This window comes from Streptomyces sp. NBC_00019 (assembly GCF_045041015.1).
In the GTDB taxonomy this organism is placed as follows: domain Bacteria; phylum Actinomycetota; class Actinomycetes; order Streptomycetales; family Streptomycetaceae; genus Streptomyces.
Window position 1 is genome coordinate 2,781,067 of the sequence record NZ_CP108302.1, and the last position, 26,157, is coordinate 2,807,223.

The window sequence follows — 26,157 nt, forward strand, 5'->3', positions numbered from 1 at the left end:
GGGGCGTTCACGTACCTAGGGGCGCGGGGCTGTATCGATTTGCGGCTCCGCCGCGTGGGCGCGACCAGCCACAGCCGGCCGACAGCCCGCGAACCGCCATCAGTTCATGGTGGATCCGATCGCCGTCGAGCCTGTGGTCAAGAACGTCGTCGCCGGCAGCGCACCGTTCGACTGCCGGGAGGCATACGCCGTCGCCGCGTCCGTCGACTTGAGGGACGGTGTCGACACCCCGCTGTCCCAGTTGTTCGCGGCGGACACCGTCGACGGGCCCAGCTTGGACAGCCCGCCCTTGTTGCTCACGGCCAGGTTCCGCGCCAGGCGGGCCTTGCCCGTGGCGAAGTAGAAGCCCGCCTCGGCGTTGGCGTACGCCGTGTTGCGGTTCAGGACGATCGCGCCCGGGTTGGAGTTCTCGGTGAAGCCGTTCAGCGTGTTGTCCCAGGCCGCGTTGTTCTTGACGACGTGCGCGACCGTGACGCCCCCGCCGCCCAGCTTGTAGCCGTTGCCGTTGCCCTCGAAGGCCGAGTCGTTCCAGCGGTTCTTGCCGTTGCCGAACGCCCAGGAGTGCTCGATGGTGACCGGGGAGGAGAACTGCCAGAGGTCGAGACCGTCATCCGAGTTGTTGTAGAGACGGGCGCCGGTGATCCTGTTGCCGGTGCCGGAGCCGAACTTGACCGCGATGCCGTCGGCGTTCTGCCCGTGTCCGGCCGGGTCGTAGTTGCCGTGGCTGTCCAGGTTCTGCACGAGGTTGTTCGTCGTGCCGTCGCCGCGCAGCGTGAACCCGGAGTCGCCGTTGTTCGCGGTGACGAGGTTCTTGAAGACGCCGCCCACGGACGAGGTCACGACGAAGCCCTGGGCCGGGGAGTTCTGGAAGGTCAGGTTCTGCACGGTCCAGTAGTCGCCGTAGATCCCGGCCAGCCAAGACCCGTCGGCCAGCTTGGAGCCGTCGACCTTGACCTTCTCGCTGCCGTACGCCTGGAGCGTGATCCGTGCCGAGCTCGTGCCGTTCGCGGTCGACTTGAGGGTCGCCGTCGGGTAGTACGTGCCGGCGCGGAGCTGGATGGTGGTGCCCGCGGCGGCGCTCTTCACGGCTGCTTCGAGCTGCGCGGTGGTGGACACGGTGACCGTCGACGAAGCGGCCTCGGCGCCGCCGTTCGACAGGCCGAGATAGACGCCGCCCGCCCCCGCGGCGACGGCCACCGCCGCGGCGACGGAGAGCGTACGGGTCCTGCGGTGGCGTCCGGTGCTCTGACGCACGGGGCGTTCCTTTCCTAGGCGATGGAGGCGAAACGGGCCGGAGGGGCCGCCCCGGCCCGTTTCTGCATCCAGGTCGCCACCGCGCCCGGAAAAGGTTGCCGCGCCCCGTGAAGATCGATCGAAAGTTTCGGTATCGCCCATCCCCCGCACACCGATTGACGCGTCCCGCCCCACCGATGACACTCCGATCGAACACAAACCCCCACACTCACACAGGATGTGTCATGCGCCCCCGCACCGCTCGCACGCTCCTGCTCCCCCTCCTGGCCCTTCTGCTCGGCCTGCTGTCGGCCCCGCCCAGTACCGCGAACTCCGGAGCTCCACCCGTGAACAAGCCCAAGTACGCCGGATATCTCTTCACCTACTTCACCGGCGAGGGCACCGCCGACGGCGAGCAGATCCGCTACGCCCTCAGCCGTGGCAACGACCCGCTGCACTGGCGTGAGCTGAACGCCGGAAAGCCGGTTCTGACCTCGACGACCGGCGAGAAGGGGCTGCGCGACCCGTTCGTGATCCGCTCCCCCAAGGGCGACAAGTTCTATCTGATCGCCACCGACCTGCGCATGTACCGGAACAGCAGCGGCAGTTGGGACCACGTCCAGCGGCACGGCAGCAAGTCGATCATGGTCTGGGAGTCCACCGACCTGGTCCACTGGACCGACCAGCGCCTGGTGAAGGTCTCCCCCGACTCCGCGGGCAACACCTGGGCGCCGGAAGCCTACTGGGACGACTCCCTCGGCGAGTACGTCGTCTTCTGGGCGTCGAAGCTGTACGCCGACGACGACCCCGACCACACGGGATCGACGTACAACAAGATGCTGTACGCGACCACGAAGGACTTCCGCACCTTCAGCGAGCCGAAGGTCTGGGACGACCCGGGCTACTCGGTCATCGACTCGACGGTCGTGAAGCACAAGGACACGTACTACCGCTACACCAAGGACGAGCGGGACCCCAGCTCCTCCAGTCCCTGCTCGAAGTTCATCACCGCGGAGAAGTCGACCTCCCTGACCTCGACGAAGTACGACTTCGTGGCGGACTGTGTCGGCAGTGGCGCGATGTCGCGCGGCGAGGGGCCGACGGTGTTCAAGTCGAACACCGAGGAGAAGTGGTACCTCTTCATCGACGAGTACGGCGGTCGCGGGTACGTCCCCTTCGAGACGACCGACCTCGACTCGGGCCAGTGGACCCCGTCCACGAACTACCAGCTCCCGGCAAGCCCCCGGCACGGCACGGTACTTCCGGTGACGCAGGCCGAGTACGACCGGCTGCTGGCGGCGTATCCGGTCGGTCCCGCCTCGGTCGTCGACGTGACGGCGAAGGACCAGAAGGGGTACGCCATCGTCACGGAGGCCTCCTCGAAGGTCGTGCTGCCGATGCGGCCGGACGCGGACCTCTCGCGCCTGGCACCGAAGCTCGCGATCGGTGAAGGTGCCTCCGTCAGCCCCGGGTCCGGTACGCGCCGCGACTTCCGCAAGCCGCAGACGTACACCGTGACGGCCGCCGACGGCACCCGGCGCACCTGGACGGTGGAGGCGGTGCGGACCGGGAGTCCCGTCCTGCCAGGGCTCAACGCCGACCCTGACGTGCACTATCTGAACGGTGAGTACTGGATCTACCCGACGACGGACGGCTTCCAGGGCTGGGGCGGCACCCGGTTCAAGGCGTACTCGTCGAAGGATCTGGTCCACTGGAAGGACCACGGCGTCATCCTCGACCTCGGTCCGGACGTCACCTGGGCGGACACGTACGCGTGGGCGCCGGCGATCGCCGAGCGGGACGGCAAGTACTACTTCTACTTCTGCGCCGAGCAGCAGATCGGCGTCGCGGTGGCGGACTCCCCCGCCGGCCCCTTCAAGGACGCCCTGGGCAAGCCGCTGGTGGCGAAGGGCGGCTCGTTCCAGGGCCAGATGATCGACCCCGCCGTGTACACGGACGACGACGGGACGTCGTATCTCTACTGGGGCAACGGCCACGGATACGTCGTGCCGCTGAACGACGACATGACCTCGTACGATCCGGCGAAGGTCAAGGACATCACCCCGGACAACTTCCGCGAGGGATCCTTCGTGATCAAGCGGAAGGGCACGTACTACTTCATGTGGTCCGAGGACGACACCCGCAGCGAGAACTACCACGTCGCCTACGCGACGGGACCGTCCCCGCTCGGCCCGTGGACCAAGAAGGGGACGATCCTGTCCAAGCGTCCCGAGTACGGCATCCTCGCCACCGGCCATCACTCCGTGGTGAACACGCCCGGCACCGACGACTGGTACATCGTCTACCACCGGTTCGCCCTGAACGGGCCGGGCAAGGCGGGCGGGGACGGCATGCACCGGGAGACGACCGTCGACCGCATGGAGTTCGCGGCCGACGGATCGATTCTGCCGGTGGTGCCGACCCTGGAGGGAATCAAGCCGGTCAGGAAGAACTAGCTGACGAAGTACGTCGGGTTCGGGAGCTTGTACGTCCTGTCGGCGTAGCCGCCGTCCAGGTCCGAGTACTGGTCGCCGAAGTTGGCGACGATGTCGTACCCGAGGTCCTGCTCGATGTGCTTGCGGGTGCCGGACTTGTACTGCACGGTCGTGCAGGTCCAGGTGCCCGGCGTGGCGCAGGCGCTGAGGTAGGACGGCGGGTTGGCCTTGTCCTTGAGGAACACGTGGTCGGCGTCGAGGTTCACATCGGCGCCGATCTTCTTCAGGTTCTCGACGGCCGCGGAGCGCTGCGCCTCGGACAGACCCGAGTTGTAGAAGACCTCGACGCCCTTGGACTCGGCGTACCGGACCAGCTCGGGGCTGCCGAAGACGGCCGGGCGGTCGGCCTTGTTCACGTAGTCGGCCCACGTGGTGGCGTTGTACGTGTAGTTGGTCTTCTTCTCGTAGTCGAGGCTGAGCAGCAGCGTGTCGTCGATGTCGAAGACGACCGCGGGCTTGTCGCCCTTCTTCAGCGCCTTGCGGGCCGCCTTGTCGATCTGCTTCCTGGCGGCCGCGTCGAGCTTGGCCAGGTCCTTGGCGTACTGGCTGCTCGTGGACGCCTGGTAGACGCCGTTGGCGTCGAGCGTGGTGCCGTAGTAGGTGTCGATGTCCTTCACCAGGAGCCCGATGTTGTAGGGCTCGTGGGTGCTGTTCGCGGTGGACTGGCCGGCCGTGGCCGCACCGGCGCCGTAGAGGGCGGCGCCGGTGACGGCACACGCTGCGGCGATCGCCGCGATACGCAGTGGCTTATGCATGACAGACGTTCTACGCGCGTCACCCGGGTGGGCGCGAGACCCGCCGGGCAAAAAACGGGTCAAGCGCCCCGAGAGGTCAGTTCATCGTGGCGCCGATGGTCGTCGATCCCGTGGTGAGGAAGGTCGTCGCCGGCAGGGTGCCGCTGGAGCTGCGGGCGTTGTAGGTCGTCGACGCGTTCGTGGAGATGAAGGACGGTGTCGCGATGCCGGAGTCCCAGTTGTTGCCGGACGAGGTGACCGACGAGCCCTTGCTGACCGAGCCGCCGCTGTTGCTGACGGCGAGGTTCTTGCCGAGCTTGGCGGCGCCGGTGGCGAAGTAGTAGCCCCACTTGCTGTTGGCGTAGGCGGTGGTCCGGTTGATGACGATCGCGCCCTTGTTGGAGTTCTCGGTGAACCCGTTGCCGGCGTTGCCCCAGGCCGCCGAGTTGTTGATGACGTGCGCGACGACCTCGCCGTCACCGCCCAGCTTGTAGCCGTTGCCGTCGCCCGCGAAGGCCGAGTCGGACCAGCGGTTGACGCCGTTGCCCATGGCCCAGGTGTGCTCGACGGTGACGGGCGAGGAGAAGGACCAGAAGTCCAGACCATCGTCCGAGTTGTTGTAGAGGCGGGCGCCGGTGATCAGGTTGCCGGAGCCGGAGCCGAACTTCACGGCGATGCCGTCGGCGTTCTCGCCGTGGTTGGCGGCGTCGTAGTGGCCGTAGGAGTCGATGTTCCTGACCGTGTTGTTGACGGTCCCGTCGCCGGTGAGCGTGAAGCCGGAGTCGCCGCCGTTGATGGTCTTGATGTTGTTCCACACCGTGCCGGTGCAGGACTGGCAGACGACGGCGCTGTCCGGGGAGTTCTGGAAGGTGATGTTGGAGACGTTCCAGTAGTCCGCGGTCAGCTTGAAGATCCAGTCGCCGTCGGGCAGGTTCGAGCCGTCGATCTTCACGGTCTCCGAGCCGTAGGCGGTGAGCTGGACCGGCGAGGACGAGGTGCCGTTGGCCGTGGACTGCAGGGTGGCCGTCGGGTAGTAGGTGCCGCCGCGGACCTGGATGACCGTGCCGGCGGTGCCGCCGGATATGGCGCTGCTCAGCTCGGCCGAGGTGTCGACGACCACGGTCGCGGCCTGGGCCTGGGTGGGGAGGACGGCCACGGCGGTGCCGAGGGCGAGGGCCGTCGTGGCGATCAGAGCGGTACGACGAGACATGGAGTGCGGTCCTTTTCTCGTACGGATGGGGAGGGGGACGGTGGGTCAGAGGACGTGGTCGAGCCAGTGGAAGACCTCGTCCTGCATGCGGTCGACGAAGACATGGCCGAGATCGGGCCAGGTCTTCAGACGCAACCGCTCCTCGGCGTGGCACGAGTGCCAGACGGCGCGCAGCGTGTCGTACGCGGCTCGGACACCGTCGGCGGGGAACAGCGGGTCGAGCCCGCCGTCGAAGAAGAGCATCGGCCTGGGGGCGGCGATGCTCGCCACGTCGGGGAAGTCGAGGAACCGGGAGAGGCCCGGGTGGAGCATGTAGTACGACGACTGCCCGCGCAGCGTGTTGTTGCCGGGCACCATCATTTCCCTGAGGCCGGTCATCCAGCAGACGGCGGCGGTGGCCGCGATCTCGTGGCTGAGCGCGGCGGTCTGCCAGGCGCGGTAGGCGCCCATGGAGAAGCCCAAGGCCCCGACCCGGCGCACGCGCTTCAGACCGGCCAGGAAACCGGCGGCGCGGGCGTCCTCGCGGGCCATGAGTCCGGCGAGCGAGGAGCCGAGATGGTAGAAGTTGCTCGCCAGGGCCTGCTGTTGGTCGTAGGCGATCGGGCCGCGATCCCCCCAGCCCGGGGCGTCCAGGCACAGCACGACATATCCGCGCCGGGCCAGCTCGTCGCCCACGAACCGACCGCTGTAGTACCTGTCGGCCCACGCCTGGGCGGAGGCCAGCCGGGTCTCGTCGTACCAGGGCCGGACGAGTTTCTCCTTGCCGATGCCGAACTCGGCCCCGTGGTCGTGGAGGAGGAGCACGGCGGGGAAGGGGCCGGGGCCGTGCGGGGTGAGGAGGACACCCCGCACGCGCTCGTACCGGGTGAGGGAGAGCGTCACCAACTCCTGGGTGTAGGAGTCGGTTCGGGACGGCACGCCGTACTCCGGCGCGTACGGTGTCTCGTCCTGCCGCTCCACCAGGAGGTGTTTCTCGACCTTGGCCCGGGCCACGAGCCGCCAGTCACTGAAGTCCCGGACCGGCGAATTGCCCCAGGCGAGCGGGAAGGTGAGCTCCTTCTTCAACGCCGGGTACAGGCTGTCAGGAGTGGCCATACGGCCTCCCCGCGCCGGCCTGGGTCAGGACGTGGCGCTCGACCGCCGCCGGGGACCTGAGCGGCCGGTGGTCGTAGATGTCGGCCGGGTCCCAGCCGACGTCGTCGGTCAGTCCGAGGCCGCTCGCCACCGTGTTCAGCCCGGCCGGGCGGCCGTTGAACCAGGAGCCGGTGTCGTGGAAGTGCTCGCCTCCGTAGACGGCCAGGGCGAGGTTCGGGTCGTACCGGAAGACATTGCGCTCGGAGTAGATCGCCGACTCCACGCCCACGCCCAGGGCGTAGAGAGGTGCCTGGCCCCGGTAGACGTTGTTGACGACATGCACCTGTCCGAAGCGGACGCGGGGGCCGCGCTGCATGATGTCGGTGAAGAGGTTCCGGGCGAAGGTGATCCTGAGGTGCCCCCGGTCGCGGTCGCCGCGTCCGTCGCCCGACCCGATGAGGAGCGCCTTGTCGTGGTCGGTGAACCGGCTGTCGGAGACGGTGATGAAGTCGGAGCCGTCCTCGATGTCCAGCAGTCCGTCGTGCCGTTGGACGTGCTCGCCGTGGAAGCCGAGCGGTGCCTCGCGGTCCGGGAAGCGGCCGTCGGTGAAGGTGCAGTGGTCGACCCAGATGTTCTTGCCGGTGATGACGGTCATCGCGTCGAAGCGGGCGTTCCAGTTGCCCTGTGTGCCGTCATCGGGCGACCAGCTGGTGAAGTGGTCGACGGGAGCCTCCAGTCGGAGGTTGCGCACGATGATGTTCGTGCCGGTGTTGACCGTCAGGAAGACGCCGAGCAGCCGGGCGTCGCGGCCGGCACCGACGAGTGTCGTGTTGCTCGGCACGGTCAGCTGGATCTGCGCCTTCTCCTTGTTCGACCCGGTCTGCCGCAGCTGCCGCTGCTGTTTGCAGTAGTCGTGGCGGGTGTCGGACCAGGTGGTGCCGTCCTCGCCGAAGCAGGACATGTACTTGGCGAGGTCGTATCCAGGGGCGTAGTCCTGCTCGCCGAGCAGTGAACCGTCGTCCGCCTCATGGCCGTTGATGTCCCCGGCGACCCGGATCACCTTGGGTGCGGTGGGATCGCCCGCGTTGGTGAGAGCCTCCTTGAGCTCGGCGCGGGTGTGCACCGTCGAGGTAGTGCCGCCCGCCCCGCCGGTGGTGCCGGTGCCGGTGGAGGCCCAGCCGACGGGACCGCGCTCGGTGGCGGCGGCTGGCGGTGCCCAGCCGACGGCCAGGCACACGCAGGCGAGGAGGGCCGCGGCGGCCCTCAGCGTCGGGTGCACCACCGTGCCCCGCAAGGGGCGCGGGGAACTGCGCGGCCGGCCCCCACCGGCCCGCGGCGAACGAACCGCGGGTCCGGCGGAGCGCTCAGGCACGGGGGCGCCAGTCGCCGAGATACGTGGCCTTGGTGTGCGACTCGGCTTGCTCGCACGTCAGTTGAGGCCGGTTGTCCGGCACCGGGATCACCGCGCCGGGGCCGGAGTTGCGGTACTCCCGAAACCGCATGGTCTGCCAGGGGTACGCCTCCCGCATGTTGGTGTAGGGCGCGACGGGGTCGATGCCGGGCCCGATCCGGGTGTCCCGCACGACGAGGGACGGCCAGGCGGTCGTCTCGTACGACGGGACCCACGGCCGGGCCAGCTTGTACGCCGCGTCCTCGGCGCCCGAGGTGACGCGGGAGCGGAGGGCGAGGATGCCGTAGGGGTTGGCGCGGGCGGTGGACGGGGCGAAGACCATGCCCTTCGGGGTGAAGGTGACGTCCCGCTGGAGGGTGTGGAAGTGGCACTCCTCGAAGACGGCGGTGGCCCGGCCGAAGACGAAGTCGACGTCGCCCTCGATGTAGCAGCGGTGGAAGTACTGCCGGTCGAAGGAGGTGAGCGCGGTCGTCTCGACGAAGAGGGTGTCCTGGTGGGCGAGCAGCCGGACGTTGTCGAAGTGGGTGCGGTCGCCGTAGGTGTAGGAGGCGACCGCCTGGGTCCCGGTGATGTCGGGATGGTCGGCGCGCAGCCAGTCGTTGGCGAGGGTGAGATCGCGGACGGTGAGGCCGGGGGCGGCCGAGGTGAAGGTGGCGGAGCCTGCGGTGCCGTACGTTCCGGAGCCGTCGGGCTTCTGTGTGCCGTTCGCGTTGTCGTGGACGATCACGGCGTCGCGGGGGTCGCAGGAGGCACCGCGCAGGGTCAACTCTGGCTTGTCGGCGGGCACGTTGACGACCTCGCGATAGGTCCCCGGATGCACGACGATCGTCCAGCCCGGACCGTCCACCGCGTCCACGGCCGCCTGGACGGAGTCACCGGGGCGGACGTGCAGGACCCGGCGGGTGCCGGCGGCGAGGGCCGGGGTGGCGGCTCCGGCCCCGAACAGGCCCGCACCGGCGGCGAGAAGGGTGCGTCTGCGCATCTCAGCACCCCTGCTTCCACGGCTGCCAGTCGCCGAGGTAGGCGGCGCGGGTCGCCGACTCGGCCTGGTCGTCGGTGAGTTGGGGCCGGTTCTCGGGGACCGTGATCACAGCGCCCGGTCCCGTGTTGCGGTACTCGGCGAAACGCTGGTTCTGCCAGGGGAAGCTGTCCGACATGTTGGTGTAGGGCGCCACCGCGTCGATGCCCGCGCCGAGCAGGCTGTCCCGGACGGTGAGGCCGGGGCGGGCGGTGGTGTCGGAGCTGGGCACCCAGGGGCGGGCCAGCTTGTAGTAGGCGTCGGGGGCCTCGCTGCTGACGCGGCTCCTCGTGACCAGGTAGCCGAGCGGGTTGGCGCCTGCCGTGGACGGCGCGAAGACGAAGCCGTACGGGGCGGAGGCCAGGTCGGTGCGGGTCAGCGTGCGGAAGTGGCACTGCTCGAACACGGCGGTGCCCCGGCCGAAGACGAAGTCGACGTCGCCCTCGACGTAGCAGTGCGAGAAGTACTGGCGGGCGAAGACGGCCAGGGCGGCGGAGTCCGCGTACAGGGTGTCCTGGTGGCCCAGGAAGCGGCAGTGGTGGAAGGCCGAGCGGTCGCCCAGCACCTTGATGGCGACGGCTTGGGTGCCGGACACGCCCGGGTGGTCGGCGCGCAGCCAGTCGTTGGCGAAGGTGATCCAGCGGGCGGTGAAGCCGTCGGGGCGGACCAGGGTGGTGGCCGAGCCGGTGGTGCCGTAGGTGCCGGAGCCGTCGGGCTTGGGGGTGCCGGCCGCGTTGTCGTAGACGATGACGACGTCACGCGGGTCCTCGCTCGCGCCGATCCAGGTCAGCTCGGTGGCAGTGGCCGCGACGGCGACCGTCTCCCGGTAGACGCCGGGGGCGAGGACCAGGGTGTAGCCGGTGGTGGTGACCGTGGTGACGGCGGCCTGGACGGAGGTGAAGTCGCCGCGGCCCTGAGTGTCGACGTAGAGCGTGGTCGGGGTCAGCCGGGCGGCCGGGGAACCGAACCGGCCGAAGGGGCGCCGACCGCCGGCGGAGGCGGGCGCGGACGCGAGGCCGAGCGCGGCGACCGCACCGGCGCTCGCGGTCAGGAATCCCCTTCTGGACAGGGGGAGTTGGCGATGGGGCGAGCGCATGGGAATGCTCCTTGGCTGTGCGGCTCTTCGGGGATGTGCGTGGTGTTTCCTCGCCGTGGGGGGTGTGGGCCGGGGCGGGCGCACTCGAGGTGGTGAGTGCGGTGCGGGCCGCCCCGGCCGTTCAGGGGGCGGGTGTCAGCAGATGCGGCCGGCGCCCGCGCCGCGGTCGACGATCTCGGGGACCTTCTTGACCGGGTCGATCTTCGTGCGCAGGGTCGGCGTCCAGCCGGCGCCGGACTCGAGGGTCTCGGCGGGGATCTCGGCGTTGTGGACGGCGATCAGGTCGGTGGGCTCGCCGTTGACGTAGTTGTCGGCGGCGGTGACCGGGGAGACGTTCCAGCGCTTGAGCACCTTGGCCGCGCTGACGCCCTCCGGCAGCGTGAACGCGTTGTGCTCGGCGACCAGTTGGGATTCCTTGCCGATGCCGAAGCTGTAGGCGTAGTCCTCGTTGGCCACGAAGTGGTTGTTGTAGGAGTCGACCTGTCCGAACCGCACTCGCGGGGCGCGCTCGACGAGGTCGGAGAACTGGTTGTGGTGGAAGGTGACCTTGAGCTTGCCCCGGTCGCCCACAGCTGTGGACTCGCTGTCGCTGTTGCCGATCAGGATCGTCTTGTCGTGCTCGGTGAAGACGTTCCAGGAGGCGGTGACGTAGTTGGAGCCGCGGACGATGTCCAGTTCCCCGTCGTGCTGCTGGTAGAGCATGCCGAAGTAGGTCGGCGCGGCGCTGTCGGGGTGGGAGCCGTCGGTGAAGGTGTTGTGGTCCATCCACACGTGGGTGGAGCCGTAGACGACGGCGGTGTCGTACTCGGAGTTCCAGTTGCCGTTGGCGCCGTCGGTCGGGTCCCACTGCGGGAAGCAGTCGATGGGGCTCTCGAAGGCGAGGTTGCGGATGATGACGTTGTCGACGGCCTTGATCTGGAGGCTGGCGCCCTTGATCCCGGCGTTCTTGCCGATGCCGATGATCGTGGTGTTGGAGGGGACGTTGGCCTTGATGGCCTTGTCCTGGTTGGCGGCGGAGGTGCGGCGCAGCCCCTCGGGGCTGTCGTCGGGCTCGGCGCTGAGGTCGGTGTCGAGCCCCCAGGTCTCCGGCGCGTACTTGGCGAGGTAGGCGTCGAAGTCGTACCCGGCGGAGGCGAAGGCGTCGCAGCCCTCCGAAACGGCGTCGATCGCCCCCTTGACCTTGATGATCTTCGGCGCGTCTCCGCCGGCGGCCAGGGCGGCCTTGAACTCGGCCCAGGTGGAGACGGTGTGGACGTGGGCGGCGTCGGCCGCGGCGCCACCGGTGGTCCCCGTCCCGTAGGAACCCCAGCCGTCACCGGCTGGGAGGGTCTGCCGGGCGACGTCGCGACCGCTCGCCTGGGCGCCGGGCCCGGTGACGGTCAGCACGAGCGCGCTGCAGCCGACGACGGCGGCGGCACGCGCCACCTTGGCTGCTATGTCATGCCCATGCCATTTCTGTGTGCTCATGGTGCGGCTCTCTCTTCCGGTTCAGGGGGTGTTTACGCGGTGGCTTCGGGCCAGGTGATCCAGGACGTGGGGATCTCCTGGTCGAGCCGCCGCACGTCCTGCGGGCGCAGCACCCGGGTGCGCAGCAGTTCCTGCGCCACGAGCCGCGCCACGGCGATGGCACCGGGCGGGTTGAAGTGCGTGTTGTCCTGCTCGGTCGCGGTCCAGTTGAAGTACGTCTTCGTCTCCTCGACCCCGAGCTTCTGCCACAGCGCGAGGGACAGTGCCTGGATGTCGAGCAGCGCGACCCGCTCCTCCTCGGCGAGCGCACGCATCGACGCCGGGTAGTCGCCGTGGGTCGGCACGGCGTTGCCGGCGGTGTCGAACTTCCGGCGCTCCACGGAGGTCGCGAGCACGGGCCGCGCACCACGGGCGCGGGCGCCGTCGATGTACAGCCGCAGATAGTCCTGGTACGTCGTCCAGGGCTCGGTGTAGCGGGTGGGATCGGCGGACTTCTCGTCGTTGTGCGCGAACTGGATGAGGAGGAAGTCGCCGGGCTGAATGGCCCCGAGGATCACATCGAGCCGACCCTCGTCGACAAAGCTCTTGGAACTCCGCCCGTTCACCGCGTGATTGGAAACGGGCCGGTCCTTGTGCAGAAAGAAGGGAAGCGCCATGCCCCACCCGGTCTCGGGGGCCGCGTCGGCGTATTTCTGGGCGGCGGTGGAATCACCGGCGATGTAGAGGGTTCGGGCGCGGCGCGTTCCGGCTGAAGCGGAACCGGTGGCCGCGAGAGTGAGGGGAACAGCGGCGAGGGCCGCGGTGGTGACCTGTCTGCGGGTAAGCGACATGGGAATGCCTTTCGTTGACCGAGCCAGGGGCGCGGGGAACTGCGCGACCGGCCCCAACCGGCCGGCAGTTCCCCACAACCGAAACCACCGAACTCTTAGCCGTTCTGCGACTTCCACTCGGCCTGAGCCTCGTTCAGCTGGTCCGCCAGCGTGTCGAGGAAGTCCTTCGCGCTCATCTTCCCGAGCAGCACCTTCTGGAAGTTCGGCTCGTTGTCGGCCTTCGAGATGGTGCCCCAGTCGGGCAGGTAGTACGGCAACTGGACGATGCTGGTGGAACCGTCGGTCAGCGCGGCCGCGGCCAGCTTGGTCGGCTCGGCCTTCGAGATCCACGCGTCCTGCGCCGCGTCGTTGTTCGCGGGCACCTGCCCCGCGGACTCGTTGAACTTCGAGTTCTCCGCCTTCGACAGCGCGAACTCGATGAACTTCCAGGCCGCGTCCTTGTTCTTGGAGGTCTTGAACAGGCCTATGCCGTCAACGGGGTTGGAGACCTGGACCCGCTTCCCGTCGGCCCCGGTCGGCTGCGGAATACCCCGGAACTTCTCGACCCCGAGCGCCTTCACATGGTCCTGGTACGACCCCAGGTTGTGGTTCAGCATTCCGATCGTGCCGGAATCCCACTGGGCGACCATCTTGGTGAAGTCGTTGTTGAGGTCGGCGGACGGGGTGTCCTTCTTGAAGAGCGCCGCGTACTTCTCCAGCGCCTCCACGTTCTTCGGGTCGTTGACCGTGGTCTTGTCGCCGTTCCAGAACGACGTGAGCCCGGACTGCCCGTACATCGCGTCCAGAGCCTGCGCGATGGACCCGGCGCCGCCGCGGATCGTGTAGCCGAACTCGTTCTTGTCGGCGTCGGTGAGCTTGTCCGCCGCCTCGTAGAACTTGTCCCATGTGGTCGGCTCGTCCAGACCCGCCTTCTTGAACAGGTCGGTGCGGTAGTAGAGCACACCGTTGTTCGCGGAGGTCGGGATCGAGTAGAGCCGGCCGTCACCGCCGCCGGCAGCCGTCAGCGACTCGACCATGTCCTCGTTGAGCTTGCCGTTGAGCGAGGACTTGGCGAGCCGGTTGTCCAGCGGCTCCAGCGCGCCCTGCGCGGAGAAACCCGCGAGCATCGCCGCGCCGACGCCACCGACGTCCGGCAGGCTGCCGGCCTGGATGGCGGTGTCCACCTTGGACTGGTAGTCGGTGGAGGCGATACCGATGTACTCGACGTCGATCTTCGGGTTCGCCTTCTCGAAGTCGGCGATGACCTCCTTCCAGATGTCGGTGCGGACACCACCGTTGTTGTCCCAGAAGACGATCTTGCCCGTGCCGCTGCCCTCGTTGCCCTTGTCACCCGTGCTGCTGCCGTCGTCACCGCAGGCGGTGGCGGTCAGCGCGAGGACGGAGCCCAGGGCGACCGCCACGGCGGCTCGCCTGCTTCTGCGGATGCTGATCTTCATTGGTCGGCTCTCTCTTCTGGGTCAATCTCAGCTGGATCGAGATGTGAACTGCTGTGTCGAGATATGAAGTTGTGGGGGTCAGTGGCGGGCGTACGGCGCCCAGTCGTCGCTGCCGCGGAGGTAGTCGGCGACGGTGTGGGCGCGGGCGTCCTCGTCGCTCATCTGCGGCCGGTCCGCGGTGACTTCGGCACCGGGCCCGTAGTTGCGGTACTCGGTGAACCGGGCGTCCCTCCACGAGAAGCCGCTCATGTCGGTCCACGGGGAGGCCTTGATCGCGGCCGGCAGCTGGGTGTTGCGGATCAGGACCTGGGCGACGGCCTCCGGTTCCCCTCCCGGATGCCAGGGCCTGCCGAGGTGGAAGCTCCCGGCCGGCGCGTCGCTCACGATCCTGGAGTCGGTGATCAGGAAGCCGTAGGGATTCCCGGTCCAGGTCGAAGCCGCCGTGATGTAGCCGTTGTTGGTCGCCGAGCCCCGGCTCAGCGCCTTGATGACCGACCGCTCGATCACCGTCGTCGCCCGTCCGTAGACGAAGTCGACGTCGCCCTCGATGTACGAGTCGCGGACATAGACCCTGCTGACGGTGGTCAGCTTGGGGCTGTCGGTCATCAGGGTGTCCTGGTTGCCCAGGAAGGCGGTGTTCTCGAAGACGATCCGGTCGCCGGTCGTCTTCATCGCCAGCGCCTGCTCGCCGTTCAGCTCGACCGCGGCCTCGTCGAAGTCGTTGCTGAAGGTGAGGTTGCGTGCCGTGACGTCGTTCGCGGCGATCCGCACGGTGGCGCTGCCGGTCGAACCGCCGTACGCGGCGGGCGTGTCGTAGACGATGACGGTGTCGGACCGATCTTGTCCAGTCCCCTGCAGCACGATGTTCGGCTTGGTCGCGGGGATGAGGACCTTCTCACGGTAGGTCCCCGGCGCGACGGCGATCTTCACCGCCTCGGTGTTCCCGGCCGGCACGGCGTCCACGGCGGCCTGCACGGTCGCGTAGTCGGCCGGGACGCGCAGGGTCACCCCGCCGAGCTGCTTCTGGGGCCCGGAGAACCGCGTCACCAGCGCCGGGACGGCGGCGGCCGGGTCCAGCCGGTAGGCGTAGAACTCCCGGGGGTCAAATGCCGTACCCCATGCGTCGGTTCGCCCGGTCGTGTTCCTCAGGATCGATCCGCGCTGCACCAACTCGGCCGTGGCATCGGCCTGGTAGGGGTGCTGGACGCCGTCGTAGTAGCTGTTCTCGATGACCATCCTGGTCCTGCCGCGCGACCAGTTCCCGTACGTCCACGTCGGGTCCCCGTCGGCGACCTGGGCCGAGAGGTAGTTGTTGTAGAGGTGGGCGTAGGCGCAGTTGTCCGCGGAAGGGTTGCGCTGCTTCGTTCCCGTGAACCAGTTGTGGTCGATCGTGATCTCGGTGAGGACATTCGTCGTCCAGCCGATCCCGAACGCCTTGTTGTGGTTGGCGAACTGGTTGTAGGAGACGGTGATGTACCGGCTGTCCTTGCGGATGTCAAGCAGCCCGTCGCCCATGTGCGTGAAGCGGTTGTGGTCGATCCAGACGTGGTCGACGGTGTCCATCTGGATCGCGTCGAAGTCGGTGGTCTTCCCGTCCCAGTCGCCCTCGACGTAGGAGTCCCGGATCGTCAGGTTGCGGATGATGACGTTGCTGGTGCCGGGGTTGAGGTGCAGCTCGCCGTGGACGATCTCGCCGGTGTCGCCGACGCCGATGATCGTCTTGTTCGAGGCCACGACGATGTCCGAGCCGAACGGCTCGACGGCTATCGCCCCCGACACCCGGATGACATAGGGCTCTTCGGCCGCCGCGTACTGGGCGAGCGAGGCCTGGTCGGTGACGGTGACGACCTTGCCGCCCGCCCCGCCGGTGGTGCCGCCGGCGAGGGAGGCGAAGCCGTGCGGCTGGTCGGTCCAGCGAGGGGCGGCCACCGGCGGGGGTCCTGCCGAGGCGTCGGCTTCCCCGCTCGCCCCCAGCACGAGGGCGGCCAGCAGGCCCACGACGGTGGCCAGGACTCTGCCGGGACCGAGTCCCGACAAGCGCTTGCTATGGAGGTGCGTCATTGCGGCTCCCAACAGGCGTACAAGGAGAGGTGTGCTACAGCTGGTCGATCCTGAACTTCGTGAAGGTTGCCGCGCCGGCATGACCTTGACCGGTGGGCGCGAGGGCGACGAGACCGAGCAGAGCGCCGACCCAGCGCCACGGCGTGGCCGCGAAGACGGGACCGGACGGACGCGGGCCGTCGCCGACGTCGTGGAAGAAGCGGCATCGCGCCCCGGCGCCGATCTCGATCCGCAGCCGCACCCGTCCCTCGGGGGCGAGCACGGGGTGGGCGGCGTCGCGCTCCCGTTCGGCGACCGCCTCGGCGAACCGGTGCACGACCTGCACGGTTCCGTCCTCGTCCCGCTGGAGTCCGATCCAGCCGAACGCGTCCCCGAGGACCGCGAGCCCGGCCCGCGCCCCCGGATCCTCGCTGTCCAGGCGCAGCTCCACCTCGACGGCGGAGGGCGTGCCGGGCAGCCGCTGGGTGAGGACGTTCGGCAGTCTGCGCAGGTCGTGCGTGTCGGCCGAGCGGACGCAGGTGAGGCGGAGCCCGTCGCCGGAGTGGTGGGTGGCCCAGCCGTCCCGCGGGTTGGCGGTCCAGCTCCACTGGCGGCCGAAGCGTCCGCCGGGGAAGTCGTCGTCGGTGGCGGGCGCGGCGGGCGGCTGCGGCGGCAGGTCGGGCTTGGTGTGTACGGCCACGGGGGCGCCGTCGTCCCCGAGCACCGGCCAGCCGTCGTCGCCCCAGCGCATCGGCTGGAGGTGGACGACCCTGCCGTAGGCGCCCTTCTGCTGGAAGTGCAGGAACCAGTCCTCACCGGACGGGGTGCGCACCCAGCCGCCCTGGTGGGGGCCGTTGACGTCGGTGTCCTTCTGCTCCAGGACGACCTTCTCCTCGTACGGCCCGAAGAACTCGCGTGAGCGGAAGGCGCCCTGCCAGCCGGTCTCCACTCCCCCTGCGGGGGCCAGGATCCAGAACCAGCCGTCGCGCAGGTAGAGCTTGGGGCCCTCCAGGGTGAACCAGCCCGGTATCCGGTCGCCGTCGACGATCAGCTTGCCGTCGTCGAGGAGTTCGGTGCCGTCGGGGTGCATCCGGTGGCCGGTGAGCCGGTTCTTGACGCCGGAGCGGGACTTGGCCCAGGCGTGCACCAGGTAGGCCTCGCCGGTCTCGTCGTCCCACAGGGGGCAGGCGTCGATCAGGCCCTTGCCCGCCTTGAGGAGGTGCGGGCGGGTCCAAGGCCCCCTGATCTCGGGGGCGTTGATCTGGAAGATGCCCTGGTCGGGGTCGCCCCAGAAGATCCAGAACCGGTCGTCGTGGTGGCGCAGCGACGGGGCCCAGACGCCGCAGTCGTGCCGGGGTGCCTTGAACTCGGCCGCGGGCTCCAGGCGTTGGAGCGCGTGACCGACCAGGGTCCAGTTGACGAGGTCGCGGGAGTGCAGCAGCGGCAGGCCGGGGGCGCGGCCGAAGCTGGAGGCGGTGAGGTAGAAGTCGTCGCCGACGCGCAGGACGTCCGGGTCGGACCAGTCGGCGTCGAGCACAGGGTTGGTGTACGTCTCGGCGGTCACAGGCTCACCGCCTTGCGGATCAGGGCGGCGGCCCCGCCGCGGTCGAGGCGGCCGTCGGCGACGACCGTGACGACCCGGCGGACGAGGGTGTCGCCCGGGGCGATCGGTACGCGCTCGGCGTGTGCCAACGACGAGCCCACGCCGGGGTATTCGCCGGTGCGCACGAACCACGGGTCCCGGCGGGTCTGCTCGGTGGCCCCGGCGAAGACCAGCGTCCAGGTGGAGCCGACGAGGGCGAGCCAGTCGGCGCGGTGGGCGTGCACCTCGGACTCGCCGTCGGCGCTCGGGGTGAACACGTCCGGCGCCCGGTCCTCCTTGCGGGCCCGCCAGAAGAAGCCGCCGTACGCGGCGCCCGGGCGGCCGTTGGTGGCCGGGCTGCCGATGGACAGCGGGCCGGGCGTGACGTTGGTGAGCGAGAACGTGAAGTCCAACGCCCAGGCGGCGTCGGTGAGTTCGGTGGCCGCGACCGTACGGCGCTCGCGCAGCAGCTCGGCTCCCGCGGCGATCCAGCGCAGTTCCTCCACGAAGCCGTCCGGGTCGCGGAGCTGGAAGGAGCTGTGGCGCTGGGCGCCGTGGTTGTCGAGCTCGGTGGGGCCCTGGTCGCGGACGTAGGTGCGTCCGCCCCAGAAGTTGAACCCCTCGACGTCGGGAACGGCGACACCGACGCCGAGGTGATGGAGGTGGTCGGCGGGGCTCAGTTCGGTGACTGCCGTGCCGGCCAGGGTGGTGACGGGGTGCAGATAGGGGCGCGGGGAGAGCCGCGCGGGCAGCTCGGGCCGGGTGACATAGCGGCCGACCGGGCGGCCCGCGATGCGCAGGACCGGGGAGTCGGGGGTCGTCATCAGGTACTCACCTCTTTCGGTAGGGCCCAGGTGGCGCCGAGCTCGGAGTAGAGGGCGAGGGTGTCCGCGGAGGCCGCGACGAGCCCGTCGACGCCGGGGACGACCCTGCGGTCCTCGCCGGGGATCAGGTGCCAGGCGCTCTCGGGCAGCGGGGCCGGGTCGGGGGCCGTCCGGATCGCCTCGACGACCTTCATGAAGGCGCCGGTCACGTCCGGCGGGACCAGCAGGTCGGTGCCGTCGGTCAGGTGGTCGACCAGGTTCTCCAGCAGGTCGGTGCGGCCGTGGTCGTACTCCTCCGGGCCGTGGCCCGCGCGCTGGAGCAGGACGCGGTCCTGCTTGTACCAGAAGGTGATCCGGCCGCGCGTGCCGTGCACCAGGACGTACGGGTCGTCCGGGTCCTCGGCGCACAGGGTCGCCGCGACGGTGACCGGGCGGCCCTGTGCCGTGGAGATCCGGACGCAGGAGGTGTCGTCGGACTCGATGTCGTTGGCGCGCAGCAGCTCGGTCTCGATGCCGGTGACGTCCTCGGCGCGCGTGGAGCCGTTCAGGGCGAGGCCGGTGGCGACCGCGTGCGCGAGCGGGTTGGTCAGCGCGCCGTCGATCACGTCGACGCCGTTCAGGCGCCGCTTGCCCGCCCAGGGAGCCCGCGTGTAGTAGGCCTCCGGGCGCGCCCAGGCACCGGCGCCACCGACGCCGACCAGCTCGCCGATGGCCCCCTCGGCGACCAGCTGCCGGATCGCGGGCACCGCGTGCGAGCCCAGTGACTGGAAGCCGATCTGGCAGACGACCCCGGCCGCGGCGACCCCGTCGGCCATGCGCCGGAACTCGGCGTACGACGGGGCCGGGGGCTTCTCCAGCAGGAGGTGCACGCCCCGGCGGGCCGCTTCGAGCGCCAGGTCGGTGTGGGTCGGGATCGGTGTGCAGATCACCGCGATCCGGGCGCCCGTGGAGTCCAGGAGGGCACCGAAGTCGGCGGACTGCTCGGGCGTGCCGAGGCCCTCGGGGAGCTCGCCCGCGGTCAACGGGGTCAGCTCGCAGATGCCCGCGAGGCGGACGATCCCCTTGTCCTGGAGCCGGCGGATGTTCTCCAGGTGCCAGCGGCCGTGGCCGCGCGCTCCCGCCAGGACGATGTCTACGGTGCTCATGGGATCCTCCCTGCGCCCGCGCCGCGTGCCACCTCTCGGTCGGCCGCCTCGGCGCTGTCGATCTTTGTGTGCAGGGTAGGCGTCCAGCCGACGTCGGCCGTGAGGTCACGCTCGCTGCCGGAGTTGTAGGCGTTGTGGATCGTCAGCAGGTCGACCGGGAAGCCGTTGAAGAGGGTGCCCTCGTCGTGCAGGGCGGTGCCGTTCCAGCTCTTGACCAGGTCGGCGACCTCTACATGGCCGGGCGTGGTGAAGGCGTTGTTCTGGGCGTAGAGGCCGGACTCGGTGGAGACGCCGATCGAGTAGCGGTAGTCGTGGACGTCCTCGGGGACGACGTAGCGGTTGTTGTAGAGGTGCACCTGGCCGAAGCGGACGCGCGGGGCGCGCTGAACGATCGACTCGAACTGGTTGTGGTGCAGGGTGACCCGGAGCTTGCCGCGGTCCCCGGTCGCCGAGTCGCCGTTGCCGATGAGCATCGCCTTGTCGTGGCCGACGAGCCGGCTCCAGGAGACGGTGACCAGGTCGGAGCCGTTGGTGATGTCCAGCAGACCGTCGTGGCGCAGGTAGTTGCGGCCGAAGTGGGTGGGTTCCTTCTCGTCCGGGTGACCCTTGTCGCTGAGGGTGACGTGGTCGACCCAGACGTGGTGGGAGCCGATCAGCCAGATGTTGTCGTACGCCGTCTTCCAGTCGCCGAGGCCGCCGGTGTTGGGCTGCCAGACGGGGAAGCAGTCGTAGGCGTCGCGCAGATCGAGGTTGCGGATGATGACGTTGGAGGCGTTCCTGACCTGGAGGTTGGCGCCCTTGAGGACCGCGCCCTGGAGCCCGACGATCGTGGTGTTGGAGCCGACGTTCAGCGTGACCCGCTCGGCCTGCCGGGCCGCAGAGGCCTGGCGGGCCTCCTCCTGCGCTCCGCCGGGCTTGGCCGAGCCCCAGGTGCGGGGGTCGTAGGCGGCGAGGTACTTCTTCAGCGTGTAGCCGTCGGTGGCGTAGTCGGCGCAGTCCAGGTGGTCGCCGTCGTCGTCGGTGTTGGCGTCGATCGTCCCGGCGATCTTGATGATCTTCGGGGTGGCGCTGCCTCCGTCGAGGGCCGCCGCGAGCTCGGCGCGGTCGGTGACCGTGAAGACATGGGCCTCGTCGGCGGCGGAGCCACCGGTGGTACCCGTGCCCTCGGCGGCCCAGCCGTCGTTCGCCGGCAGCGTGTCACGGCCGATGTCGCGGGCCTCGGCGTGGGCGGGGACGCAGAGGAGCCCCAACACGCCTGCCGTGACCACGATCTGACGGACCCTCATCACCCCTTCACCGCCCCTGCGCTGAAGCCGGTGATCAGCCACTTCTGGATGAAGGCGAAGACGATCACGACCGGCACGGCCGCGATGATGCCGCCCGCCGCGAGCGCGCCGAGGTCGACGCTGTCCGCGCCCATCAGGGTGTTGAGGCCGACCGGGATCGTCTGCTTGTCCTGGTTGTTGAGGAACATCAGGGCGAACAGGAAGTGGTTCCAGGAGTGCACGAAGGCGAAGGAACCCACCGCGATCAGACCGGGCCGCAACAGGGGCAGGACGACGATCCGGAACGCGGTGAAGCGGTTGCAGCCGTCGACCCAGGCCGCCTCCTCCAGGGAGTACGGCACGTTCTTGATGAAGTTGCTGATCAGGATGATCGACAGCGGCAGCTGGAAGACCGTCTCGGCGATGATGACACTGGTCAGCGAGTTGATCATCTGCAGTTCGGCGAAGATCTCGAACAGCGGCACCAGGAGCAGCGCGCCCGGCACGAACTGGGAGCACAGCAGGCCGAGCATGAAGAGCCGCTTGACCTTGAAGTTGAACCGGGCGAGGGCGTAGCCGCCGGCCAGCGCCACGAGGGTCGTCATCACCAGGGTGGCGACGCCGACGAGGACGCTGTTCTCGAAGTAGGTGCCGAACGACCGTTCCGTCCAGACCTTCTCGAAGTGGTCGAAGGTCATCGGCCACGGTACGAGCGAGGTCGAGCCGGACGGGCGGAGCGCGAAGAGCAGGATCCAGTAGAACGGGATCAGGGTGAAGAGCAGATAGATCGACAGCGGCAGGTAGATGTGCCAGCGGGGGACCTCGTCCCAGGCACGCTGGTGCTTCTTCGGGCGCGGCGGTGCGGGATCCGCGGCCTGCGGGGCCGGGGCGACCGGGGTGGCTTCCTTGGTGATCACTTGTCGTCGCCTCCGAACTTGCTCAGGCGCAGATAGACCATCGAGCAGAAGAGCAGAATCACGAACGCCACCGTGGTCAGGGCCGATGCGTAGCCGAAGTTGTGGGCGTCGACGCTGGTGTTGGCGATGTAGAGCGGGAGGGTCGTCGTCTCGCCCGCGGGTCCGCCGCCGGTGAGGGTGTAGAGCAGGTCGACGTTGTTGAACTCCCAGACCGCCCGCAACAGCGTGGACAGGATGATCGCGTCCTTCAGGTGCGGCAGCGTGATGTGCAGGAACTGCTTGAACCGGCTGGCCCCGTCGACCTCGGCGGCTTCGTAGAGGTCCTTCGAGACGGACTGCAGGTCGGCGAGGATGAGGATCGCGAAGAAGGGGACACCACGCCACAGGTCGGCGACGATCGCCGCCGGGAACACGGTGGAGGTGTCCGACAGCCAGCTGGTGCCGTAGGAGCCGATGCCCATGTCCGCGAGGTAACGGGTGATGCCCGTCTGGGAGTTGTAGAGCAGGACCCAGATCGCGGAGGTCAGCACGCCGGAGACGGCCCACGGGGAGAAGACCATGGCGCGTCCCATGGCCCGGCCCACGAAGCTCTGGTTGACGATGAGCGCCAGCGCGAGACCGAAGAGCAGCTGGAGGCCGACCTCGACGAAGACCCACTTGGCGCTGAAGACCAGCGTGTCCCAGAAGACCGGGTCCTCGGTGAAGGCGTGGACGAAGTTGTCGAAGCCCGCGTATCCGTTGCGCCAGGGCTTCGTGGGGTTGTAGTTCTGCAGGCTGTAGTAGAAGACGCTGATGACCGGGTAGGCGATGAAGCCCAGCATGAGCAGGCCGGCCGGTGCGATCAGCAGGTAGGGGAGCTTGCGTGGGGTGGCGGAGGCACGGCGCCGCCGGGGTGGCGCGGGCGGTTTCGCCACGGCTGCGGCTTGGGCCATGACTGTTCTCCGATCTCGGTACGTCTTGGTACGTCTTGCGGGAAGCGCTTTCTCTCTGGACATGCAGGTGCGCTGTGGTGCTGCTGCGGCTCAGCCGGCGTACGGGTCGCTCGCCTTGCCCGGACGGGCCAGGAACTCGAAGTCGCAGCCGGTGTCGGCCTGCGTGATCTGCTCGTTGTAGAGCGCGCCGTAGCCTCGCTCGTAACGGACGGGCGGCGGCGTCCACTGCGCCCTGCGGCGCTCCAACTCCTCGTCGTCCACATGGAGATGGAGGGAGCGCGCCTTGACGTCCAGGGTGATCCGGTCACCGCTGCGGACGAGGGCGAGCGGTCCGCCGATGTACGACTCGGGCGCGACGTGCAGCACACACGCGCCGTAGCTCGTGCCGCTCATCCGGGCGTCGGAGATCCGGACCATGTCCCGCACCCCCTGCTTGAGCAGGTGGTCGGGGATGGGCAGCATGCCGTACTCGGGCATGCCGGGTCCGCCCTTGGGCCCGGCGTTGCGCAGCACCACCACACTGTCGGCGGTGATGTTCAGCGACGGGTCGTTGATGGTCCGCTGCATGGTCTTGTAGTCGTCGAAGACGACCGCGGGACCGGTGTGCTTGAGCAGGTGCGGCTCGGCGGAGATGTGCTTGATGACCGCGCCGTCCGGGCAGAGGTTGCCGCGCAGGACGGCGACACCGCCCTCGTCGGCGACCGGGTTCTCGCGGGTGCGGATGACGTCGTCGTCGTGCACGACGGCACCTTCGAGCTGCTCCCCCAGAGTGCCGTTGACGGTCGGCCGGTCCAGGTGCAGCAGGTCGGTGATCCGTGTGAGGAAGGCGGGCAGGCCACCGGCGAAGTAGAAGTCCTCCATGAGGTACGTCTGTCCGCCGGGCCGTACGTTCGCCAGCACCGGGACGGTACGGGCGATGCGGTCGAAGTCGTCGAGGGCGAGCTTGATCCCGGACCGGCCCGCCATCGCGATCAGGTGGATCACGGCGTTGGTGGAGCCGCCGAGTCCGAGCACCGTGGTGACGGCGTCCTCGAAGGCCTCCCGGGTGAGGATCTCCGACGGCTTGAGGGCGGTCCAGGCGAGCTCCACGGCACGGCGCCCGGAGGCGGCGGCCATCCGCTCGTGCCCGGACTCGACGGCCGGGATCGAGGAGGCGCCCGGCAGTGTCATGCCGAGGACCTCCGCCGCCGCGGTCATCGTGGACGCGGTCCCCATGGTCATGCAGTGACCGGGTGAACGCGCCAACCCGCCCTGGAGCTCGCGGAGTTCGCAGTCCGTCAGATTGCCCGCGCGATGCTCGTCCCAGTACTTCCACATGTCGGTACCGGACCCGAGGGTCTCCCCGCGCCAGTGCCCCGGCAGCATCGGCCCCGCGGGCACGAAGAGCGACGGCACGTCGGCCGAGGCGGCGCCCATGAGCAGCGCCGGCGTCGACTTGTCGCAGCCGCCGAGCAGCACCGCCGCGTCGATCGGGTACGACCGCAGCAACTCCTCCGTCTCCATCGCGAGGAGGTTGCGGTAGAGCATCGGGGTCGGCTTCTGGTACGTCTCCGAGAGCGTGGAGACCGGGAACTCGAGCGGGAAGCCCCCGGCCTGCCACACGCCCCGCTTGACCGCCTCGGCGCGCTCGCGCAGATGGACGTGGCAGGGGTTGATGTCGGACCAGGTGTTGAGGACGGCGATCACCGGGCGGCCCCGGTACTCCTCCGCCTCGTAACCCAGCTGGCGCATCCGGGCGTTGTGCGACCAGGTGCGCAACTGGCCCTCGGTGCCGAACCACTGGTGGCTCCGGAGCTCCTCGGGGCGCTTTCGCTCTCTGTCGGTCATATCGACCACCCGGCGGCTATCCCGGCGACCTCGGCCCGCTCGTCCTCGGGCAGCGTCCGGCTCGGCGGACGCACCTCGCGGCGGCACAGACCGAGGGAGGCGAGGGCCTCCTTGACGATGGTGACGTTGTTGGCGGAGCCGTTGGCGGCACGGAGCTCCTCGAAGCGGCGGATCTGCTCCCAGACCTTCATGGCGGCCGGGTAGTCGCCGGATCGCAGTGCTTCGATCATGTTCAGCGAGACGGCCGGGGCGACGTTCACGAGTCCGGAGGTGAAGCCGGTGGCGCCCGCGGAGAAATAGGAGGGGGCGTAGGGCTCGGCGAGGCCGGCGACCCACACGAAGCGTTCCAGTCCCGCGTCCCGGGCGAAGGCGGCGAATCTCGCCGCGTCCGGGACGGCGTACTTCACCCCGATGACGTTCGGGCAGGCGTCGGCGAGTTCGGCGAGACGAGCACCGCTGAGCTGCGCGTTGCGGATGTACGGGACGACGCCCAGCTCGGGCACGGCCTCGGCGATGGCGCGGTGGTAGTCGACCCAGCCGCCCTGGGAGACGTAGGGATGGACGGGCTGGTGGACCATCACCATCGCCGCGCCCAGCTCACGGGCGTGCCGTGCGGAGGCGACGGCGGTGGGCACGTCGTGGCCGACGCCGACAAGGATCACGGCACGGTCGCCGGCCTCGTCGATCGTCAACTCGGTGACGAGCTGGCGCTCTTGGGGGGTCAGGGCGTAGAACTCGCCGGTGTTCCCGTTGGGGGTGAGGGTCGTGACCCCACCGTCGAGGAGACGACGCAGCAGGGCCCGGTGGGTGTCCTGGTCGACGGTGCCGTCCTCGGCGAACGGTGTCACCGGGATCGCCACCACGTCGGCCAGGGCCGCCCGTTGGGTCTCGAACGTCGCTGTCATGCCTGACCGTCCTCTCCCTGGGCCTCGGACTCCGCGTCCGGGAAGGCCCGTTGCACGAACGACGCGATGTGCGCGTGGAGGGCGCGGGCCGCGCCGTCGGCGTCACCGTCGAGAGCGAGCCGCAGGATCTCCCGGTGCTCACCGGCCTCCCGCTCCCAGGAGGGCGAGGCCGCCCAGGCGACGGCGGAGACGAGTGCCGCCTGGTCACGGACCTCGTCGAGCATCCGGCCGAGCAGCGGGTTGCCGCACGGCAGATACAGGGACCGGTGGAACTCCCGGTTGGCGAGAGAGCGTTCGGCGGTGTCGGTGGCCTGGTCGGCGCGGGTCAGCGCGTCACGGGCCTCGTCGAGGGAGGCACCGCGCTTCACCGCCCGCTTCAGGGCCTCGGGTTCGAGGAGCAGCCGGACGTCGTAGACCTCGCGCGCCATGTCCGCGTCCACCATGCGCACCGTGACGCCCTTGTACTGGTTCATCACGACGAGCCCGGTGCCGGCCAGGGTCTTGAGCGCCTCGCGCACCGGGGTCTTGGACACCCCGAACTGCGCGGCGAGCTCGGTCTCGACCAGAGCCTGCCCCGGCGTCAACTGGCCGGTGAGGATGCGGCGTTTGATCTCCTCGAGCACGTACTGCGTGCGGGAGGGGATCGGCGTGGGCACAGAGGTCATGCGCGCCTCTCGGATCTCGCGTATCGGATCTCACGTATCGCGTCTCATATA

General features: G+C 69.2%; 21 protein-coding genes. 1 reads left to right on the forward strand and 20 read right to left on the reverse strand.

What is annotated here, in order from left to right:
• Positions 1 to 99: 99 nt before the first annotated feature.
• Positions 100 to 1,254, reverse strand: coding sequence for a right-handed parallel beta-helix repeat-containing protein (locus tag OHU89_RS13330; protein WP_405642634.1), 1,155 nt, complete (start codon positions 1,252 to 1,254; stop codon positions 100 to 102).
• 224 nt (positions 1,255 to 1,478) lie between these two features.
• Between OHU89_RS13330 and OHU89_RS13335 the strand changes: the two genes are divergently transcribed.
• Complete coding sequence (locus OHU89_RS13335) at positions 1,479 to 3,689, forward strand: family 43 glycosylhydrolase (protein ID WP_405642635.1); 2,211 nt, start codon at positions 1,479 to 1,481, stop codon at positions 3,687 to 3,689.
• Here the strand turns inward: OHU89_RS13335 and OHU89_RS13340 are convergent.
• The 19 genes from OHU89_RS13340 to OHU89_RS13430 all read right to left on the reverse strand — a co-directional run bounded on the left by OHU89_RS13340 (position 3,686) and on the right by OHU89_RS13430 (position 26,106).
• On the reverse strand, positions 3,686 to 4,483 hold the full coding sequence (locus tag OHU89_RS13340; protein ID WP_405642637.1) for an HAD family acid phosphatase: 798 nt from the start codon (positions 4,481 to 4,483) through the stop codon (positions 3,686 to 3,688). The two genes, OHU89_RS13335 and OHU89_RS13340, sit on opposite strands and share 4 nt — an antisense overlap.
• 76 nt (positions 4,484 to 4,559) lie before the next feature.
• The gene (locus OHU89_RS13345; protein WP_405642639.1) at positions 4,560 to 5,672 is read right to left on the reverse strand and encodes a right-handed parallel beta-helix repeat-containing protein; all 1,113 of its coding nucleotides are present in this window, start codon (positions 5,670 to 5,672) and stop codon (positions 4,560 to 4,562) included.
• Between the two features lie 45 nt (positions 5,673 to 5,717).
• Positions 5,718 to 6,767 carry a dienelactone hydrolase family protein gene (locus OHU89_RS13350; protein WP_405642640.1) on the reverse strand — a complete coding sequence of 350 codons (1,050 nt, stop codon included), beginning with the start codon at positions 6,765 to 6,767 and terminating at the stop codon, positions 5,718 to 5,720.
• Positions 6,754 to 8,025, reverse strand: a complete 1,272-nt coding sequence (locus OHU89_RS13355) for a polysaccharide lyase family 1 protein (protein WP_405642642.1) — start codon at positions 8,023 to 8,025, stop codon at positions 6,754 to 6,756. Before OHU89_RS13355 ends, OHU89_RS13350 begins: the two co-directional genes overlap by 14 nt.
• Positions 8,026 to 8,110: 85 nt before the next feature.
• Positions 8,111 to 9,139, reverse strand: a complete 1,029-nt coding sequence (locus tag OHU89_RS13360; RefSeq protein WP_405642644.1) for a pectinesterase family protein — start codon at positions 9,137 to 9,139, stop codon at positions 8,111 to 8,113.
• A 1-nt stretch (position 9,140) separates the two neighbouring features.
• Positions 9,141 to 10,271: a pectinesterase family protein gene (locus OHU89_RS13365; RefSeq protein WP_405642646.1), complete on the reverse strand. Its 1,131-nt coding sequence runs from the start codon at positions 10,269 to 10,271 to the stop codon at positions 9,141 to 9,143.
• A 135-nt stretch (positions 10,272 to 10,406) separates the two neighbouring features.
• A complete protein-coding gene (locus OHU89_RS13370) occupies positions 10,407 to 11,738 on the reverse strand; it encodes a polysaccharide lyase family 1 protein (RefSeq protein ID WP_405642647.1) in 1,332 nt (443 codons plus the stop codon).
• 32 nt (positions 11,739 to 11,770) lie between these two features.
• The gene (locus OHU89_RS13375) at positions 11,771 to 12,568 is read right to left on the reverse strand and encodes a rhamnogalacturonan acetylesterase (protein WP_405642649.1); all 798 of its coding nucleotides are present in this window, start codon (positions 12,566 to 12,568) and stop codon (positions 11,771 to 11,773) included.
• A 95-nt stretch (positions 12,569 to 12,663) separates the two neighbouring features.
• Positions 12,664 to 14,004 (reverse strand): ABC transporter substrate-binding protein, encoded by a 1,341-nt coding sequence (locus OHU89_RS13380; protein WP_405642651.1) that lies wholly within the window; start codon positions 14,002 to 14,004, stop codon positions 12,664 to 12,666.
• Positions 14,005 to 14,082: 78 nt separating this feature from the next.
• Positions 14,083 to 16,065 carry a pectinesterase family protein gene (locus tag OHU89_RS13385; protein ID WP_405642653.1) on the reverse strand — a complete coding sequence of 661 codons (1,983 nt, stop codon included), beginning with the start codon at positions 16,063 to 16,065 and terminating at the stop codon, positions 14,083 to 14,085.
• Positions 16,066 to 16,099: 34 nt separating this feature from the next.
• The gene (locus OHU89_RS13390; RefSeq protein ID WP_405642655.1) at positions 16,100 to 17,608 is read right to left on the reverse strand and encodes a family 43 glycosylhydrolase; all 1,509 of its coding nucleotides are present in this window, start codon (positions 17,606 to 17,608) and stop codon (positions 16,100 to 16,102) included.
• Entirely contained in the window at positions 17,605 to 18,450 is an 846-nt protein-coding gene (locus tag OHU89_RS13395; RefSeq protein WP_405642657.1) for a PmoA family protein, read from the reverse strand. The genes OHU89_RS13390 and OHU89_RS13395 overlap by 4 nt, the downstream gene beginning before the upstream one ends.
• Positions 18,450 to 19,595: a Gfo/Idh/MocA family protein gene (locus tag OHU89_RS13400; RefSeq protein ID WP_405642659.1), complete on the reverse strand. Its 1,146-nt coding sequence runs from the start codon at positions 19,593 to 19,595 to the stop codon at positions 18,450 to 18,452. The genes OHU89_RS13395 and OHU89_RS13400 overlap by 1 nt, the downstream gene beginning before the upstream one ends.
• A complete protein-coding gene (locus tag OHU89_RS13405) occupies positions 19,592 to 20,881 on the reverse strand; it encodes a polysaccharide lyase family 1 protein (protein WP_405642661.1) in 1,290 nt (429 codons plus the stop codon). The genes OHU89_RS13400 and OHU89_RS13405 overlap by 4 nt, the downstream gene beginning before the upstream one ends.
• The gene (locus tag OHU89_RS13410; protein ID WP_266894098.1) at positions 20,881 to 21,777 is read right to left on the reverse strand and encodes a carbohydrate ABC transporter permease; all 897 of its coding nucleotides are present in this window, start codon (positions 21,775 to 21,777) and stop codon (positions 20,881 to 20,883) included. Before OHU89_RS13410 ends, OHU89_RS13405 begins: the two co-directional genes overlap by 1 nt.
• A complete protein-coding gene (locus OHU89_RS13415; RefSeq protein WP_266828888.1) occupies positions 21,774 to 22,709 on the reverse strand; it encodes a carbohydrate ABC transporter permease in 936 nt (311 codons plus the stop codon). The genes OHU89_RS13410 and OHU89_RS13415 overlap by 4 nt, the downstream gene beginning before the upstream one ends.
• A gap of 90 nt (positions 22,710 to 22,799) precedes the next feature.
• Complete coding sequence (araD, locus tag OHU89_RS13420) at positions 22,800 to 24,536, reverse strand: L-arabinonate dehydratase (RefSeq protein ID WP_405642663.1); 1,737 nt, start codon at positions 24,534 to 24,536, stop codon at positions 22,800 to 22,802.
• Positions 24,533 to 25,441, reverse strand: coding sequence for a dihydrodipicolinate synthase family protein (locus OHU89_RS13425; protein ID WP_405642665.1), 909 nt, complete (start codon positions 25,439 to 25,441; stop codon positions 24,533 to 24,535). Before OHU89_RS13425 ends, araD begins: the two co-directional genes overlap by 4 nt.
• Positions 25,438 to 26,106 carry a GntR family transcriptional regulator gene (locus OHU89_RS13430; RefSeq protein WP_046257634.1) on the reverse strand — a complete coding sequence of 223 codons (669 nt, stop codon included), beginning with the start codon at positions 26,104 to 26,106 and terminating at the stop codon, positions 25,438 to 25,440. The genes OHU89_RS13425 and OHU89_RS13430 overlap by 4 nt, the downstream gene beginning before the upstream one ends.
• Positions 26,107 to 26,157: the final 51 nt, after the last annotated feature.